The organism is Pseudoalteromonas sp. SIMBA_162 (assembly GCF_046535955.1).
In the GTDB taxonomy this organism is placed as follows: domain Bacteria; phylum Pseudomonadota; class Gammaproteobacteria; order Enterobacterales; family Alteromonadaceae; genus Pseudoalteromonas; species Pseudoalteromonas marina.
Genome location: NZ_JAWJBQ010000023.1, coordinates 1 through 17676 on the forward strand (window position 1 = coordinate 1; position 17676 = coordinate 17676).

At 40.9% G+C, this 17676-nt stretch carries 17 protein-coding genes; 1 reads left to right on the top strand and 16 read right to left on the bottom strand.

The window, feature by feature from the left end:
• Positions 1–385: 385 nt before the first annotated feature.
• Positions 386–2179 (bottom strand): choice-of-anchor I family protein, encoded by a 1794-nt coding sequence (locus tag R0J88_RS15455; protein ID WP_410900366.1) that lies wholly within the window; start codon positions 2177–2179, stop codon positions 386–388.
• A gap of 85 nt (positions 2180–2264) precedes the next feature.
• Entirely contained in the window at positions 2265–3494 is a 1230-nt protein-coding gene (locus R0J88_RS15460; protein WP_410900367.1) for an acyltransferase family protein, read from the bottom strand.
• Positions 3495–3637: 143 nt separating this feature from the next.
• On the opposite strand from R0J88_RS15460, the gene R0J88_RS15465 reads away from it, so the two are divergent.
• Positions 3638–4480 (top strand): LytR/AlgR family response regulator transcription factor, encoded by an 843-nt coding sequence (locus R0J88_RS15465; protein WP_410900368.1) that lies wholly within the window; start codon positions 3638–3640, stop codon positions 4478–4480.
• A 28-nt stretch (positions 4481–4508) separates the two neighbouring features.
• On the opposite strand, the gene glmU is transcribed toward R0J88_RS15465, so the two are convergent.
• From glmU to mnmG, 14 genes are all read right to left on the bottom strand, one after another.
• On the bottom strand, positions 4509–5867 hold the full coding sequence (gene glmU, locus R0J88_RS15470) for a bifunctional UDP-N-acetylglucosamine diphosphorylase/glucosamine-1-phosphate N-acetyltransferase GlmU (protein ID WP_410900369.1): 1359 nt from the start codon (positions 5865–5867) through the stop codon (positions 4509–4511).
• A 291-nt stretch (positions 5868–6158) separates the two neighbouring features.
• A complete protein-coding gene (locus R0J88_RS15475) occupies positions 6159–6581 on the bottom strand; it encodes a F0F1 ATP synthase subunit epsilon (RefSeq protein ID WP_006793948.1) in 423 nt (140 codons plus the stop codon).
• 13 nt (positions 6582–6594) lie between these two features.
• Positions 6595–7980 carry a F0F1 ATP synthase subunit beta gene (gene atpD, locus R0J88_RS15480; RefSeq protein WP_006793949.1) on the bottom strand — a complete coding sequence of 462 codons (1386 nt, stop codon included), beginning with the start codon at positions 7978–7980 and terminating at the stop codon, positions 6595–6597.
• 33 nt (positions 7981–8013) lie between these two features.
• Positions 8014–8874 (bottom strand): F0F1 ATP synthase subunit gamma, encoded by an 861-nt coding sequence (atpG, locus tag R0J88_RS15485; RefSeq protein WP_008130741.1) that lies wholly within the window; start codon positions 8872–8874, stop codon positions 8014–8016.
• 60 nt (positions 8875–8934) lie between these two features.
• Complete coding sequence (gene atpA, locus R0J88_RS15490) at positions 8935–10476, bottom strand: F0F1 ATP synthase subunit alpha (protein ID WP_006793951.1); 1542 nt, start codon at positions 10474–10476, stop codon at positions 8935–8937.
• 14 nt (positions 10477–10490) lie between these two features.
• Positions 10491–11024: a F0F1 ATP synthase subunit delta gene (gene atpH / locus R0J88_RS15495; protein ID WP_006793952.1), complete on the bottom strand. Its 534-nt coding sequence runs from the start codon at positions 11022–11024 to the stop codon at positions 10491–10493.
• Positions 11025–11040: 16 nt separating this feature from the next.
• Positions 11041–11511 carry a F0F1 ATP synthase subunit B gene (atpF, locus tag R0J88_RS15500; protein ID WP_006793953.1) on the bottom strand — a complete coding sequence of 157 codons (471 nt, stop codon included), beginning with the start codon at positions 11509–11511 and terminating at the stop codon, positions 11041–11043.
• Between the two features lie 41 nt (positions 11512–11552).
• On the bottom strand, positions 11553–11786 hold the full coding sequence (gene atpE / locus R0J88_RS15505; RefSeq protein WP_004335261.1) for a F0F1 ATP synthase subunit C: 234 nt from the start codon (positions 11784–11786) through the stop codon (positions 11553–11555).
• A gap of 53 nt (positions 11787–11839) precedes the next feature.
• Positions 11840–12697, bottom strand: coding sequence for a F0F1 ATP synthase subunit A (atpB, locus tag R0J88_RS15510; protein WP_410900370.1), 858 nt, complete (start codon positions 12695–12697; stop codon positions 11840–11842).
• Between the two features lie 15 nt (positions 12698–12712).
• On the bottom strand, positions 12713–13093 hold the full coding sequence (locus R0J88_RS15515; RefSeq protein ID WP_006793956.1) for an ATP synthase subunit I: 381 nt from the start codon (positions 13091–13093) through the stop codon (positions 12713–12715).
• A gap of 142 nt (positions 13094–13235) precedes the next feature.
• Positions 13236–14162 carry a ParB/RepB/Spo0J family partition protein gene (locus R0J88_RS15520; protein ID WP_410900371.1) on the bottom strand — a complete coding sequence of 309 codons (927 nt, stop codon included), beginning with the start codon at positions 14160–14162 and terminating at the stop codon, positions 13236–13238.
• Between the two features lie 20 nt (positions 14163–14182).
• Positions 14183–14968 (bottom strand): ParA family protein, encoded by a 786-nt coding sequence (locus R0J88_RS15525; RefSeq protein WP_006793958.1) that lies wholly within the window; start codon positions 14966–14968, stop codon positions 14183–14185.
• A 14-nt stretch (positions 14969–14982) separates the two neighbouring features.
• Positions 14983–15603: a 16S rRNA (guanine(527)-N(7))-methyltransferase RsmG gene (rsmG, locus tag R0J88_RS15530; protein ID WP_276755152.1), complete on the bottom strand. Its 621-nt coding sequence runs from the start codon at positions 15601–15603 to the stop codon at positions 14983–14985.
• Between the two features lie 15 nt (positions 15604–15618).
• Entirely contained in the window at positions 15619–17508 is a 1890-nt protein-coding gene (gene mnmG, locus R0J88_RS15535; protein WP_006793960.1) for a tRNA uridine-5-carboxymethylaminomethyl(34) synthesis enzyme MnmG, read from the bottom strand.
• Positions 17509–17676: the final 168 nt, after the last annotated feature.

The window sequence follows — 17676 nt, forward strand, 5'->3', positions numbered from 1 at the left end:
TGTTAAAGAACGTTGCGACGTTGTCGCTAGGGATGCGTATAATACATCCTTTATTTTTCGAGTCAATACTTTGTTTTCAAATTTCTTTTTAGAATCTTTAAAAGTAAAGTTTTACTTAACTCTCTAATTAACTCTTGCCTCGCTATGCGTTGGCGCCTGCCGTCTCAGTGGGATCGCATTATAGGGATATTCGAGTGGGGGTCAACGTTTAATTCATGCTTTTTTGAATAAAAATACTTTTAGTACGAAAGGTATACAAATAAAGGGGTAGAGGGCGCTTTTAGCTTAAAAAACATGCATTTTTAATCTCTACTTAAATGCTAATACTCTATCAATATAAAAAGCGGAAAATAAAGCATGATATTTTCCGCTTTTTACAGAGTGGTTAATTAGCTGAAACTTCCCATACTGCGATAGAACCAGATATCTCATTACCTATGATAAGTAGCGGTTCGCCAGTTGCACTTTGTTCGCGTGGTATGAATGTCATTCCTTCTGGTGCTAGATCACCGGTAATTTCTGCACCAGCTATTAAACCTCGGTTATAAAAGTAGTCTTCAAACTGCACATCATATGGGTTAGTAATATCGTAAATCATGATCCCCCCCATACGCTCGAGTCCAATAAATGCAAAGGTGCGTTCGCCAATTGTACCTATAGTTAGCGCTTCGGGTTCTGCGCCTTTATCGTCTGAGCGTGTATCGCCTTTATTTTCATCTTCATTATTATTAAACGCCTCGCCATGAACTGATGCGGTAATACGGCCTATATCGTCTCCAGAATCAAACACCACCAGCCCATTGCTGTCCCAAATGGTAAACGAACGTGCGCCATAGGCATAAAGCGATTCGTATTGGCCATCGTTATTATTATCACCTTTAACCGTTGTCACTTTTAAACGGCCGATGTCGTTATCGTCGTTATTTAAGTAATCAAAATTAGCAGCAAGCGTTAAGTCTTCGACGCGGCTTTCATCTATGTAAGCAAGGCAACCATCGTCTTCATCGAAATCTACGCCGCCTTTGGCTATGCAATCTGCTTCATCGGTTGTATCAAAAAAGTATTCGCGTGCATCACCTTCATTAGCCGACACTATAAAGTTTGCACCTTTCCAGCTAAAGCTTGAAATTGTGTCTGGCTGATACATGCCATATAAGCCAGGGTATGATTTAAAATTAACACCGCCGTCTTTATCTGATGCGTCTATTTGTAAGCTAGACCAGTCTTTAAAGCCTAACCCTTTTAACTCAAGAGAGTTATCTTCTAAATTAACGATGGCTAGTCCGTTATTTTCTTGAGTCGATACATAGGCATATTTGTTATCTTTAGAAATACTGACGTACTCTGGCTCTAAGTCCATTGCTACGGTGGTATTGATTAGATTACCATTTATGGTGCGCCCTGTTGGATTAGCAAATATCAGCCCGAGTGCTTCAAGTTCAGATTGCTTATCGTTGTATGCTGTAAAATCAATATTGGTAGCATTGTCGGCAATTACACCATCATTAACATTGATAATGCTGATAGAACCCTGTGGATCAATACTATAGTCGCCGTTAGGTTCTCCTTCGTTGGCAACAACTACTTTTGCTCCATCATGGCTAAATGTAACCATATCGGGTAAAAAACCAGCCGTTACATTTTTTATAAATATTGGTGTATCGCCGCTTATGTCGTAAAAGGCAATTTGACCTGCCTCTCCAACACTTTTAGCAGCCATTGCTACAGCAAGTAACTGGTTATTTTCATCTATTGCTATGCTGTTTGCGTCACCGGGTGTGTTGTCGTTTAAGGTAAGTGTAATTGCCGTACTTAAGTTGGTTGTATTTACAATGCCTTCGTTGTCTTGCACTAGAGCAGCTGTATCGAATGTGTCTGCAGGAATAATATTTACAACCGCAGCATCCCCCGAGCTATTAATAGCGTAAATCCATTTTTTTGATGCTTGATATGCGACTATTTCGGCAGCACCTTCAGGGCTTTGCGCATTGAGTACTGCTCGTCCTATTAGGTTAATAGTTAAAGCCGAATTTGCATTAGTGCCGTTAATTCCATTTTCACCTGCTGTACCTTGCTCGCCTTGAGCTCCTTGTGCGCCATTTTGACCATCATCGCCATCTAATGAGCAACCAGTCAGCATAGATAAAAGTGAAAGCGCTATTATTGATTTTTTTAACATTGTTCTTTTCCTTAGTGTGGTATTAGGTAAATATCAACACAGAGGTATTACAAAGTTGTGGCACTTTTAATAAAGCTTTTTTACCTTAAAAAACCAGCTGATAGGCTAAAGGTAAAATAAGCAACATACCCAATACATAACCCATTTTTTTAAGCGCTTTCGAATAGTTGTTTTTAATTTTAAGGCCTAGCAAGGGCCTAATAATATCAATGCGCATTACCAATAATGTAATAGCTGCACACGCCCCCCAAGTGCCCACAATAATTAAAAATAACTCAACCATAAGACCAAGGTTAAAAGGTTGTAGCACAAAACATAAAATAATTAATACACTTTGATGCAATACATAAAAGGGAAACACCCAGCTATTTAGTGTGTTTAAGTAAGCTGCTTTAAAATTTAAAAAACGCTGCGCTAAGGTAAGCATGGTAAGTACACCAACTACTCTTTGAATATTGTATATTGCAGTCCACACATAGTTTGGCAAATCCAGTTCATTTTGATACGCCAAAGCAATACACACATACAATAGAGTAAAGCTTGCACACAATAGCCAAAGGTATCGATTTAAACTTTTCCAAAAATAAGTGTTTTTAGCTAACAAGTAGCCTGTAAATAAAAATATGAAGCCGCTTACTTCGCGTATTGCATCACCTTTTAAACAATTATTAGCAAGCAACATGGCTATTACCAATAGGCCTGTAAGCATAGAAAATGATAGGTTTACTTTAATCGTATTTAATAAAGAAGAAAAAATAGAAAACTTTGCTACTAATGAGTATATAAAAACAATAAGCATAAACTGCCACAAAGAGCGTAAATACCATAAATGATTTACATCAACATGCGGCCATACTCCAGATTGGTAATTAACAAATATGCTATTACTGGTATCTAAAAACGCTAAATAGAACTGCCAATACGTCATATCTATAACGCCTTGTTGATGCATTTCGGCATAAAGCTGAAAAGGCACAACTAACCATAACCCCACCAGCAGGGGGAGTAATATGAAAATAGAACGCTTTAAAACAAATAAAGCACATAATTTATAGCCACTTACCTTATCAAGTATAAAACGAAGTGCTACCCCTGATATAAACCAAATTAGCAGCATTCTCCAAGGGGAAAACAGCAACATAAAATACTCTACGTGTTCAGACGTATAATTACTTTTAAAATGAAACCCCCAATTTTGGCTATACAACATACCTATGTGATAAAAAATGAGAGCCGCAAAAGCAATTACTCTCAACCAATCAATAAAGTAATGCCGAGAGTGTGTAGATTGTATTGCGTTTAATTGAGTACTCATACGTTAACCAATGTGTTTGTGATACCGGTAGTTAACTTAAAATAACTCGCAAAAACTATACATAAGTGCTTATATTACAAGCAATAGTGATAAAAGGTGGTATACAGGGATAGCTGTCGCCTACAAATATAAAAGCATACATAATGAACCTTCAACACTTTCAACGTTTTCAAACTTTTTATGCCGCGTTACTCCTGTTTAGCTACGTTGTAATAAACAATACGGTTAATGCGACAACTCAAATAATGGAGGCGCAAAGAGACGGCGCACTGCCTTTTTTAATATGGGAGCCGTTTGTATGGGAATATTCAAGTGCGTTTAGCACGTTACTTATATTTCCGGCTGTAGTGTGGCTATTAAAAAAAGTACCTTTTAATTGGCATAATATTGGGCTTTCGCTGTGTACTTACTTTGTAGCGTCTATTATTTTCAGCGTATTCCATATTAGTGTAATGGTTGGAGGACGGAAGCTCATTTATTGGTTGAACGAACTTCACTACAACTTTGGCCTCAGCTGGTTTGAATTTTTATATGAATACCAAAAAGATGCGATAAGCTTTTTATTCTTTATCACCCTTATTAAAGTTTATCAGTATATTGTTAAACAGTTGTTGGGAGAGGCCTCGTCTATTGATGAAGGTGCGCAACACAATACTGATACTATTAATTGCTTATTAGTTAAAAAGCGGGGTAAAGAATTTATTATAAAAATTGACGACGTGGATTGGCTTGAATCTTCAGGCAATTATGTAAATTTACATATTGGTACGTCCATTTACCCTTTAAGAGTGACGCTCACTGAATTAAGTAAACAACTAGAAGTGCAGGGTTTTTGTAGGATTCACCGAAGTCATGGCGTAAAACTCGATAAAGTAGAATGCATTACACCACTCCCCAGTGGAGACAGCGAAATAAAACTAACTACAGGTAAAGTGCTCAACCTTTCTAGGCGTTATAAAGATCAATTTAAACTTAAGCTGCAATAAAAAAGGCTACCTAAGTAGCCTTTAATTATTATTTTTTAACTGGTCGTTTCCAACCGGTTAAGTTGCGTTGCTTTGAACGTGCTATTGCCAGTTGCTCGTCTTCAACAGTGCTAGTGATCACAGAGCCTGCTCCCACAGTTGCAGTAGAACCAATGTTTACAGGAGCAACAAGTGATGAGTTAGAGCCTATAAAAGCGTTATCACCAATAATGGTTTTTGCTTTATTCACCCCATCGTAGTTACAGGTAATTGTACCTGCGCCAATATTTACTTTTTCGCCAATTTCAGCATCGCCTAAGTAACTTAAGTGGTTTGCTTTAGAACCCTTACCTAAGCGGGTTTTTTTCATCTCTACAAAGTTACCAATGTGCGAGTCTTCTTCCATTACCGCACCTGGCCGAAGGCGAGCGTATGGGCCAAGGGTACATTTAGCCGCTACGCTTGCATCTTCAATAAGGGTATTCGCTTTTATTACAACGTTATCGCCTATGGTACAGTTTTTAAGTACACAGTTAGGACCTATTTGTACGTTATTACCAAGGGTTACATTACCTTCAAAAATAACGTTTATGTCAATTAATACATCTTCGCCTGTTTTAACATTGCCACGTACATCAATACGGGCAGGGTCGGCGAGGGTAGCACCATTTAACATTAACTCTTCTGCTTGCCATACTTGGTAAGCACGCTCTAACCCTGCTAGTTGTACGCGGTTGTTTGCACCTTCAACTTCCATTGCATGATCTGGCTGAGCCGATGTAATTTCTACACCTTCACTGTGCGCCATAGCAACTATATCTGTTAGGTAGTATTCACCTTGCGCATTATTGTTAGATAAGTTGCCTAACCAGGTTTTTAACAGTTTGCCGTTAACCGCCATAATACCGGTGTTTACTTCATTAATAAGTAACTGCTCTGCGCTTGCATCTTTTTGCTCAACAATACCAACAAGCTTGCCATTTTCACGCAGCATACGACCGTAGCCATTTGGATTAACCAAGTTAACGGTTAATACCGCTAGCCCATTTTTAGGTGTTACAGCCAATAAGCGCTCAAGTGTTGATTGTTTTGTTAAAGGAACGTCACCGTATAAAACCAATACGGTATCGTCATCGTTAATATGAGGATTTGCTTGTGCAACAGCATGGCCGGTACCTAATTGATCTGCTTGCAGTACCCACTTTACATCGTTATCGGCAAGTTGTTGTTGTAATAGTTCGCCGCCGTGCCCATAAACTAAATTAGTGGTTGTTGCACCCAGTGCCTTTGCGTTATCAATAACATGCTGCACCATAGGTTTACCTGCCACTTTATGCAGCACTTTTGGTAGAGCAGATCGCATACGAGTACCTTTACCCGCAGCAAGAATTACAGTAGTTAGAGCCATTAAAACAATTTCCTTTTTCCGTTGTTTTAGTTAACAAGTCTGTTTATGCAGAAGATTGCGTAAGTCACGCCCTGTGCAAATACTCAGTAAACTAATTTGCTAGTGCTGAATCTTGGCTGAAAAACACACTTAATTTAATGACGTTATTGTAGCGGGGATTGATGAAGGATATAAGTGAAAAGCTCAGTTAATAACTTCGACGACTTAAAAAAGCTTAAATTAAAACACGTACCTTAGCAACAAGCACAAAAAAGCCCACTTTAAAGTGGGCTTTTTATAAACCAGATAGGCTTACTTTTTACGTAATTGCTGAATAACACGTAGTTGTGCTACCGCTTCAGCTAGCTGCATTGCCGCTTGATTGTAATCAAGCTCTGACGATGCACCTTTTGCCATTTGCGCTTCAGCGTCACGTTTAGCTTGCTCTGCAGCTTGTTCGTCTAGGTCTTCACCACGAACGGCTGTGTCTGCAAGTACGGTCACTATGTTCGGTTGAACTTCTAGTGTACCGCCAGCAATGTAGATGAGTTCTTCTTCACCAAATTGCTTAACTAAACGCACCATACCAGGTTTAAGGGCAGTTAGTAGTGGCGCGTGACCGGCATTAACACCAAGCTCACCTTCACTACCAGATACTTGAATCGATTCAACCAAACCAGAAAACAAGTTCTGCTCTGCGCTTACTACGTCAAGATGTACAGTCATAGCTGCCATACTACCCTCCTAATTACATGCTTTTGGCTTTTTCTTGAGCTTCTTCGATAGAGCCAACCATGTAGAACGCTTGCTCTGGAAGGTCATCAAACTCACCGTTTAAAATGCCTTTGAAGCCAGCAATTGTGTCTTTAAGTGAAACGTATTTACCTGACGCACCTGTAAATACCTCTGCCACGAAGAACGGCTGAGATAGGAAACGTTGGATTTTACGTGCACGAGATACAAGTTGCTTATCTTCGTCAGAAAGCTCGTCCATACCTAGGATTGCGATGATGTCTTTAAGTTCTTTGTAACGCTGAAGAACTGTTTGAACGCCACGCGCTGTATCGTAGTGCTCTTGACCAATTACTAATGGGTCAAGTTGACGTGAAGATGAATCAAGTGGATCTACCGCTGGGTAAATACCAAGTGATGCGATATCACGTGAAAGTACTACTGTTGCATCTAAGTGAGCAAACGTTGTTGCTGGAGATGGATCCGTTAAATCATCCGCAGGTACGTATACCGCTTGGATTGATGTGATTGAACCCGTCTTAGTAGATGCGATACGCTCTTGAAGTACACCCATTTCTTCAGCTAGTGTAGGCTGGTAACCTACCGCTGATGGCATACGACCAAGTAGTGCTGATACTTCTGTACCCGCAAGTGTGTAACGGTAGATGTTATCTACGAAGAAAAGTACGTCGCGACCTTCGTCACGGAACTTTTCAGCCATAGTAAGACCTGTTAACGCTACGCGTAAACGGTTACCTGGAGGCTCGTTCATCTGACCGTATACAAGCGATACTTTATCAAGTACGTTTGAATCGTTCATTTCATGGTAGAAATCGTTACCCTCACGAGTACGCTCACCAACACCTGCGAATACTGAGTAGCCGCTGTGCTCGATTGCGATGTTACGGATAAGTTCCATCATGTTTACGGTTTTACCAACACCGGCACCACCGAATAAACCAACTTTACCACCTTTAGCAAACGGACATACAAGGTCGATTACCTTGATACCTGTTTCTAAAAGTTCTACTGAACTTGATTGCTCTTCGTATGAAGGCGCTGCACGGTGAATAGACATACGGTCTTCTTCGCCGATTGGGCCAGCTTCATCGATTGGCTCACCAAGTACGTTCATGATACGACCAAGTGTTGCTTTACCAACTGGAACTTGAATCGCTTCACCTGTGTTTGATACTGCTGCACCACGACGTAAACCGTCTGTAGTACCTAGTGCGATAGTACGTACCACACCGCCACCTAGCTGCTGTTGAACTTCTAGAGTCAAACCAGCTAAATCGCCATCTGTTACTTTTAGCGCGTCATATACGGCTGGCACGTTGTCTTGTGAAAATTCAATATCCACAACGGCACCGATAATTTGGACGACCTTACCTAAACTCATGTCTATTCCTCTCGTTAATCTTTGCCTGAAGCATTAAACTGCGGCTGAACCAGAAACAATCTCACTAATTTCTTGTGTGATTGCCGCTTGGCGGGCCTTGTTGTAAACAAGCTGTAACTCATCCATAAGGTCGCCAGCGTTATCAGTTGCGGCTTTCATCGCAACCATACGGGCAGCCTGTTCAGAGGCAGCGTTCTCAACCACACCTTGGTATACCTGAGACTCTACAAAGCGAACTAACAAAGACTCTAAAATAGCGTCTGGGCTTGGTTCGTATAAGTAGTCCCATGTGTGGGCAGATACTTCTTCTTCAGCTTTTGGCAAAGGGAGTAACTGATCTATTGTTGGCTCTTGCTTCATGGTATTAACGAAGTTGTTATATACCAGGAATAAACGGTCAATTTTACCTTCAGAGAATGCATCAAGCATTACTTTTACAGGACCAATAACGTCTTGTACTGAAGGTTTATCTCCTAGGCCTGCTTTTTTAGCAAGCACTTGACCACCAAAGCGTTGAAAGAAACCAGCAGCTTTGCTGCCTAAAGTTGCAAACTCTGCGTCTACACCTTTTTCTTTCCATGCTTTTATGTCTAATGCAACTTTCTTAAACTCATTTGAGTTTAGGCCGCCACATAGACCACGGTCAGTAGAGATAACAATATAACCAACTCGTTTTACTTCACGTTCTTCTAAGAACGGGTGAGTAAAATCAAGATTTGCTTGAGCAACACGACCAATCACTTTGCGTAATTTGTCAGCGTATGGACGGCTTGAAGCCACTCGTTCTTGCGCCTTTTTCATTTTAGACGCAGCAACCATTTCCATTGCGCTAGTGATCTTTTGAGTATTTTTAATACTCCCGATCTTGCTTTTAATCTCTTTTCCGCTGGCCATGACTCTCTCTCCGAATCAAGGTGTGCTTTAGTAAACTAAAGCGCACCATTAATAACTAAATTACCAAGTTTGCGTAGACTTGAACTTCTCTAGAAGTTCTTTAAGTTGCGCTTCGATCTCGGCGTTGTAGTTACCAGTTTCATTGATTTGAGCCACAAGCTCTGCGTATGTGCTACTTGCGTAAGAAAGTAAAGCTGCTTCGAAATCCATGATTTTAGCGATTTCGATATCTTTAAGATAACCTTTCTCAGCTGCAAATAACGACAAAGACATTTCAGCAACAGACATTGGCGCGTACTGTTTCTGCTTCATTAGCTCTGTTACACGCTCACCATGCTCAAGTTGAGCACGTGTAGCATCGTCAAGGTCAGACGCGAACTGCGAGAACGCAGCTAATTCACGGTACTGAGCTAGGGCTAGACGGATACCGCCACCTAGTTTCTTAACGATTTTAGTTTGTGCAGCACCACCAACACGCGATACCGAGATACCAGCATTTACTGCCGGACGGATACCTGAGTTGAATAAGTCAGTTTCTAAGAAGATCTGACCATCGGTGATAGAGATAACGTTAGTCGGTACGAACGCAGAAACGTCGCCGCCTTGAGTTTCAATGATTGGCAATGCCGTCAATGAACCAGTTTGTCCTTTCACTTCACCGTTAGTGAACTTTTCAACGTAATCAGCGTTTACACGCGATGCACGCTCTAAAAGACGCGAGTGAAGGTAGAATACGTCACCTGGGTATGCTTCACGACCTGGTGGACGCTTAAGTAGCAATGAGATTTGACGGTAAGCAACAGCTTGCTTAGATAAATCATCATATACGATTAATGCGTTTTCACCACGGTCACGGAAGTATTCACCCATAGTACAGCCCGAGAACGGTGCTAAGTACTGAAGTGCCGCAGACTCAGAAGCAGATGCTACAACTACGATAGTATTTGCAAGTGCACCGTGCTCTTCTAATTTACGTACTACGTTAGCAATAGTAGATGCTTTTTGACCAACCGCTACGTACACACACTTAACGCCTGTGTCTTTTTGGTTGATGATCGCATCAATTGCTAGTGCAGTTTTACCTGTTTGGCGGTCACCGATTACAAGCTCACGCTGACCACGACCAACTGGAATCATCGCATCAATAGATTTGTAACCAGTTTGTACTGGCTCATCTACAGATTGACGCTCGATTACACCTGGTGCAATTTTTTCTACAGGTTCAAAACCGTCGTTATCTAAAGCGCCTTTACCATCGATAGGAGCACCTAGTGTGTTTACAACACGACCAAGTAAGCCAGCACCAACAGGAACTTCTAAGATACGACCAGTTGTGTATACTTTTACGCCTTCAGTAAGGTCAGCGTATGGACCCATTACTACTGCACCAATTGAGTCGCGCTCAAGGTTTAGTGCGATAGCATAACGGTTGCCAGGAAGCTCAATCATCTCACCTTGCATACAGTCAGCTAGACCGTGGATGCGGATGATACCGTCAGTAACAGATACAATTGTACCTTCGTTACGAGCTTCACTTACAACTTCGAACTTCTCAATACGTTGTTTGATTAGTTCTGAAATTTCAGTGGAATTAAGTTGCATGCTCTTTTTCCCAATTACGATTGTAGTGTTGTGGCTAAGCGGTTTAATTTTCCGCGTACAGAGCCGTCGATTACAGTGTCGCCTGCCTTAATAATAAGGCCGCCAACTACTGACGCGTCTTCACTACAATTCAGCTTAACTTTGCGTGCGAAACGTTTTTCAAGTGTCGCTACCAATGACTCTTGCTGCGCTGCAGTAAGAGGGGTTGCCGAAATCACGTCTACATCGATTTCTTTGTCATACTCTGCTTTAAACGCAGCGAATAACTGTGCAACCTCAGGCAGTGCAATCAAACGTCCATTTTCAGCCATCACCTTCACTAGGTTCTGACCTTGTTCGTTGAGCTGCTCTGCGCATAAGTTAATAAATAACTCAGCTTGTGCAGAAGCAGTAGGCAATCCAGCTAAAATGGCTGATGCTTGCTCGTCGCTGGCAACGTGGCCAGCGAAAAACAACATGTCATTCCAGCTTTCAATAGCGCCTTTTTCAACGGCAAGTTCAAAAGCCGCTTTAGCGTATGGGCGAGCGATAGTAGTCAATTCAGACATGCTCATACCCTCCTAATTACAGCTCAGCGACAAGTTTTTCAACGATGTCACTATGTGCGGCTTGATTGATTTCACGCTCTAAAATTCTCTCTGCGCCAACCACAGCCAGTGTTGCTACTTGCTTACGTAGCTCTTCTGTCACACGGTTACGCTCTGATTCAATTTCAGAGTGCCCTTGAGCAATAATTTTTTCACGCTCTTCTTGTCCACGAACTGTTTCTTCGTCAACAATTAGCACGGCACGCTTTTTAGCTTGATCAATGATATCAGCCGCTTGAGCTTTTGCATCTTTAAGCTGTTCTGCAGCTTTTTGTTGCGCAAGTTCTAAGTCTTTTTCGGCTCTATCAGAGGCAGCTAAACCATCTTCGATTTTCTTCTGGCGAGCTTCAATTGCACCGTTTAGTGGTGGCCATACGAACTTCATACAAAAAAGTACGAACACCGTAAACGCAATTAATTCACCGATAAGAGTGGCGTTTAAGTTCACAACCGCTCCTCCTTAAATAGTAAGCTGTTCAAAAAATAAAATTAAAGTACGAACAACAATACCATCGCGATACCAACACCAATCATTGCTACAGCATCGATTAGACCAGCAAGGATAAACATTTTAACTTGTAGCGATGGTGCAAGCTCAGGTTGACGCGCACATGCTTCAAGGAATTTACCGCCCATGTTACCAAAACCGATTGCTGTACCGATTGCACCGAAGCCGATAAGTAAAGCTACTGCGATGTACTTAAGACCTAATACTAGTTCCATTTTTTTCTCCAAAGTTTCAATTGTAATTAAAAGTAAAAATTAAAAGTTATAAATTAGTGATTATCTGAACTTGCCATGCTTAGGTATACGATTGTTAGCATCATGAATACGAATGCTTGCAATACGATTACTAAGATATGGAATACAGCCCAAACAAAGTGCAACGGTAGTTGCATTAAGCCAATCGCACCTATAAGGATGAAGATTAGTTCACCTGCATATAAGTTACCGAACAAACGCAGCGCCAGTGAAAATGGCTTAGAAACCAATGCGATAAGTTCTAGTAATAGATTGAATGGGATTAAAAAAATCTGCATAGCTGTATTGTTTGAACTAAACGGGTGAAGTGTTAGCTCTTTAATAAAACCGCCGATACCTTTAATTTTAATTGAGTAACCAATCATTAATATAAACACACCTAGCGCCAGCGCTGCAGTTAAGTTTATATCTGTTGTTGGTACAATTTTCATGTATACGTCGTGTGAGTCCATACCAAAGGCTTGCTCACCTACTAAACCAGCAAATGCAGGTAAGAAGTCAACTGGGATTAAATCCATTAAGTTCATTAAGAATATCCAAACGAATATCGTTAATGCTAATGGTGCAATCAGCTTGCTTTTACCATGGAAAGTATCACGTACGTTGTCGCCAACGAACTCAACTATCATTTCAATGAAACACTGAAATTTACCTGGTACGCCCAATGTTGATTTTTTAGCGGCACTACGGAAGATCCATAAAAAGATAAGACCTAGTCCGATTGACCATGCGAGGGTATCTACATGCCATGTCCAAAAACCACTGTCCGTACATGCTTTATTGAAGGCTAGACCGGCGTCGGTCGAGCACATCTTAGCATTGGTTAAGTGGTGCTGGATATGGCTAGATAGAGTAACTTCTTCTGCAGCCATGTTATATCCCAAAAGTTAATGTTTAAAAAAAACGGGTGCAAACAATCCAGTGAATAAAGCCAGTACATAGATACTAAAAAAGGGCAGTAGAACTACCGGAAAATGCTTTAGTACTAGCGCAAACAATATGATTGTCAGCATAAACTTTAGTGCGTTACCGCGTTTTAACGCGTTATACGCTTGTTCTGCACGACTCGCCCCCATAAATCGGAATGCGTAAAGTGCAAAAACACAGTGAGGAAGTATCGCAACTGCACCACCAGCTAACGCTGACAGACTGGCTTCAACTCCCAAACCAATAAAAATAATTACGGCAGCAAATAATGCTACAACACCCTGAAGACAAATTAGTTTAAATGCGGCAAGCCTATACGGACTTGCTAACTTATTATTCACTTTTTGTTAACCTTAATGGCGTTCAAATCGTTAGGGTGTGAAAACTGGCGAAATTATACTGTATCCTGCCAGTTTTGCAACTTGAGTAGAGTGTTTGTAACACAAATTTGCTACAAATGTCTCTTTTTAGACATGTAATAGATCAATGGTGGGTATTGTCGTGATTAATACGATTCAAAATGCCGTCAAGCTCGTCTAAATTAGTATATGAAATAACCAATTTACCTTTGCCTTTTTTGTTGTAGTTTATCTCTACTTTAGCACCTAGGTTTTCAGCTAATTGTAGTTCTAACTGTTTAACATCTGGGTCTTTTTGGTGTTCTTGTTTGGCGGGTGCTGGCTCTAAAATTGCACGCACTAGCTTTTCAGTTTCTCTTACTGTTAGTGCCTTTGCAACGGCGGTTCGTGCTGCGTCAGACTGCGCTTCGCCTTCAAGTGCTAGTAAACAACGCGCATGGCCCATTTCTATGTCACCATGTTCTAACAGAATTTTTACATCACTATTTAAATTATTTAAACGTAATAAGTTTGTTACGGTGGTTCTTGATTTACCAACTGCATCAGCCACTTGCTGATGTGTTAATTCAAACTCATTTAATAAACGATTAAGCGCAACCGCTTCTTCCATTGCATTTAAATCTTCACGCTGAATATTTTCAATCAGTGCTATAGCAACGGCGGCTTCATCGGGTACATCTTTAATAATACATGGAACTGCGTCTAGTTTTGCAATTTGCGCTGCGCGCCAACGACGTTCACCGGCAATAATTTCATAGCTATTGTGGGCAATAGGGCGCACAACAATAGGTTGAATAATTCCTTGTGAGCGAATAGAGCTGGCGAGTTCTTCGAGTGCCTCTTCAGACATGTCTTTACGAGGTTGGTACTTGCCTGAATGCAAAAACTCAATAGGCAATGTTTGTAACGGGTTATCTGTAGCACTAATTGTGCTTTGGACAACCTCTGTTACGTTTTGTGTGTCTTGTTCCTTGCTGGCGCTCGGTGCAGGCTTAGACGAACTTAAAAGTGCATCGAGTCCTCGGCCTAAACCTCGTTTTTTAGCAGACATGTTATTTTTTTACCTCAAAGTTAGGCGACAACGGACGCTGTTTTTTCTTTTCTGCGCAGCATTTCACCGGCAAGTGCCAAATACGCTTTTGCGCCACTTGATGCTCTGTCGTAGTACATAGCAGGTGCGCCAAAACTTGGCGCCTCAGCTAGACGAACATTTCGTGGGATCACAGTGCGATACACTTTATCACCAAAATGTTGTTTTAATTGTTCTGAAACGTCATTTGCTAGGCGGTTACGCGGATCGTACATAGTGCGTAATATGCCTTCAATTTTTAATTCAGGATTTACTAATTTAGCCAATTGCGTAATGGTATCCATTAATGCTGTTAGGCCTTCCAGTGCATAATATTCACATTGCATTGGTACTAAAATAGAATCTGCAGCGGCCATAGCATTAACAGTTAACATGTTTAATGAAGGCGGGCAGTCTATAAATATAAACTCGTATTGGTCCTGAATTTTTTCAAGTGCATTACGAAGACGCACTTCACGGGCAAATAATTCCATTAGTTTAACTTCGGCAGCGGTTACGTCTCCGTTTGCTGCAATCATATGGTATTCGCCAGATGTTTCTTTAATGATCACGTCTTCAATGGGCTTATCTTCAATAAGTAGGTCGTAAATAGTGGGCACGTCGCCATATTTATCTACACCACTGCCCATAGTGGCATTACCTTGCGGGTCGAGATCAATTAACAGCACTTTACGCTTCGTTGCGGCCATAGACGCAGCGAGATTAACAGCGGTCGTAGTTTTACCTACACCCCCTTTTTGATTTGCTAATGCGATGACTTTTGCCACAGTGTCTCTGATCCCTAGTCTTTAGAAAGAATAATTAAATGTCGTTGTGCATCTAACTCAGGTACTTCTAATGCAATTTTTTTCTCAAACTTTACGCCAGCGGGTAATGACTCTAACTCTTCGCTAGGGTAAACGCCTTTAAGCGCAATAAAATGGCCAGATTGATCAATTAGGTGTGAACACCAATCAACCATATCTTGTAATGATGCAAACGCACGACTGAGTACGCCATCTAATTTAACACTTGGCTGATATTCTTCAACTCTTGACTGTACCGGGGTAACATTACCAAGCCCAAGTTCATGCTTTACGTGCATTAAAAAGCGTACACGTTTACCTAAGCTGTCGAGTAACACAAATTGGGTATCAGGAAGTGCAATAGCTAATACAATACCAGGAAGCCCAGGGCCTGTACCAACATCAATATAATGATGACCGGGTAAATGAGGTGCAACAACAAGGCTATCCATAATATGCTTTACCATCATTTCTTGAGGTAAACGTACTGAGGTTAAGTTATATGCTTTGTTCCACTTATCCAATAGTTCAACGTAACGAACAAGCTGTTGCTGTTGTTTTTCTGTTAGCGCAATATCAGTTTGCGCTAACAATGTAGTTAATTGTTGTTGTAACACTAGGTGCCCTTACCGTTACGCAGATTTGCGTAATAAGCCTTGCTTCTTCAGATACACTAATAATAACGAAATAGCCGCTGGTGTGATACCAGAAATACGCGAAGCCTGACCAATAGTATCCGGACGAGACTCTTCTAGTTTTGCCACTACCTCGTTTGATAAACCTGATACGGTTTTATAATCAAACTCTTTTGGTAAAATTGTTTCTTCATGGCGAAGCTGTTTATTTATCTCATCTTGCTGACGGGCAATGTAACCTGCGTATTTTGTATGGATCTCAACCTGTTCTAAAGCCGCTTTATTTGTAAATTCAGATCCTAAGCCTTCAATAGCCATTAGATCATCATAACGGATCTCTGGGCGGCGTAGTAACTCTTCTAAACTTGCTTCACGCGTTAATGGAGCTTTTAATAAAGCGTTTACTTGATCAACAACAGTATGATCTTTGTGAATCCACGTGTCTTTTATACGTTGTTTTTCTTTTTCGATAATTTCCATTTTTTCGTTAAATGCCTGCCAGCGCTCATCGTTAACTAAACCTAGCTCACGGCCTTTTTCAGTTAGACGAATATCGGCATTATCTTCACGCAACAATAAACGGTATTCAGCACGGCTGGTAAACATACGGTAAGGTTCTTTTGTACCAAGCGTTGCTAAGTCGTCAATTAATACACCAACATATGCTTCGTCACGACGTGGCGTCCACGAATCTTTACCTTGCACTTTAAGTGCCGCGTTCATACCAGCAATTAAGCCCTGGGCTCCTGCTTCTTCGTAACCAGTAGTTCCGTTTATTTGGCCTGCAAAGAATAAGCCTTCAATAAATTTAGTTTCTAGTGATTGTTTTAAATCACGTGGATCAAAGTAATCGTATTCAATAGCATAACCTGGTCGACAAATATGTGCATTTTCAAAACCGGTGATCGATTGCACTATTTCTAATTGCACATCAAACGGTAGACTTGTCGAAATACCATTAGGGTAAAGCTCGTAAGATGTTAAACCCTCTGGCTCTACAAATATTTGGTGTTTGTCTTTATCTGCAAAGCGAACAATTTTATCTTCAATAGATGGGCAGTAACGTGGACCAATGCCTTCAATAACACCTGAGTACATAGGTGAACGATGCAAGTTTTTGCGTATAACATCATGTGTTTTTTCATTTGTGTAAGTGATGTAACACGGTATTTGTTGCGGGTGGTCACTTTGTTTACCTAAAAATGAAAATACAGGTGTAGGGGCATCGCCTGGTTGCTCCTGCATTTTGCTAAAATCAACCGTACGCGCATCAATACGTGGTGGAGTACCTGTTTTTAAACGATCTACTCTAAAAGGCTGTTCACGTAATCGTTGTGCTAAAGCTATTGATGGTGGATCGCCTGCACGTCCGCCTTTGTAATTTTCTAAACCAATATGTATTTGGCCACCTAAAAATGTACCTACGGTAAGTACTACACTAGGTGCACTAAAACGTAACCCCATTTGAGTTACTACGCCGGTTACTCGATCGTTTTCAACAATAAGATCATCACACGACTGCTGAAATATTTTTAAGTTTTCTTGGTTTTGTAATGTGGTTTGAATAGCCGCTTTATACAAAGCGCGATCAGCTTGTGCACGGGTTGCACGAACCGCAGGTCCCTTTGAAGAATTTAAAGTACGAAATTGGATCCCGCCTTTATCAATAGCTTGTGCCATTGCACCGCCAAGCGCGTCGATTTCTTTTACCAAATGACCTTTGCCTATCCCACCAATTGCTGGGTTACAAGACATTTGACCTAGGGTATCCATATTGTGAGTTAGTAGCAGGGTATTCATCCCCATACGGGCAGCTGCCAATGCGGCTTCAGTGCCTGCATGTCCACCACCTACTACGATAACGTCAAAATTTTCATGAAAAATCATTAATGGGATCCTACTTAAATCAAACCGGTAAACTTCAAAAGGGAGCGTATTCTACCTAGAAATGAGCAGAAGATAAATGATTAAACTGTGCTCAGATCTAAGTAAGTGATCTCTAATAATATAAAGGATCTTTTAAAGAGATCTTTTAATACTATTACTACTACTGAT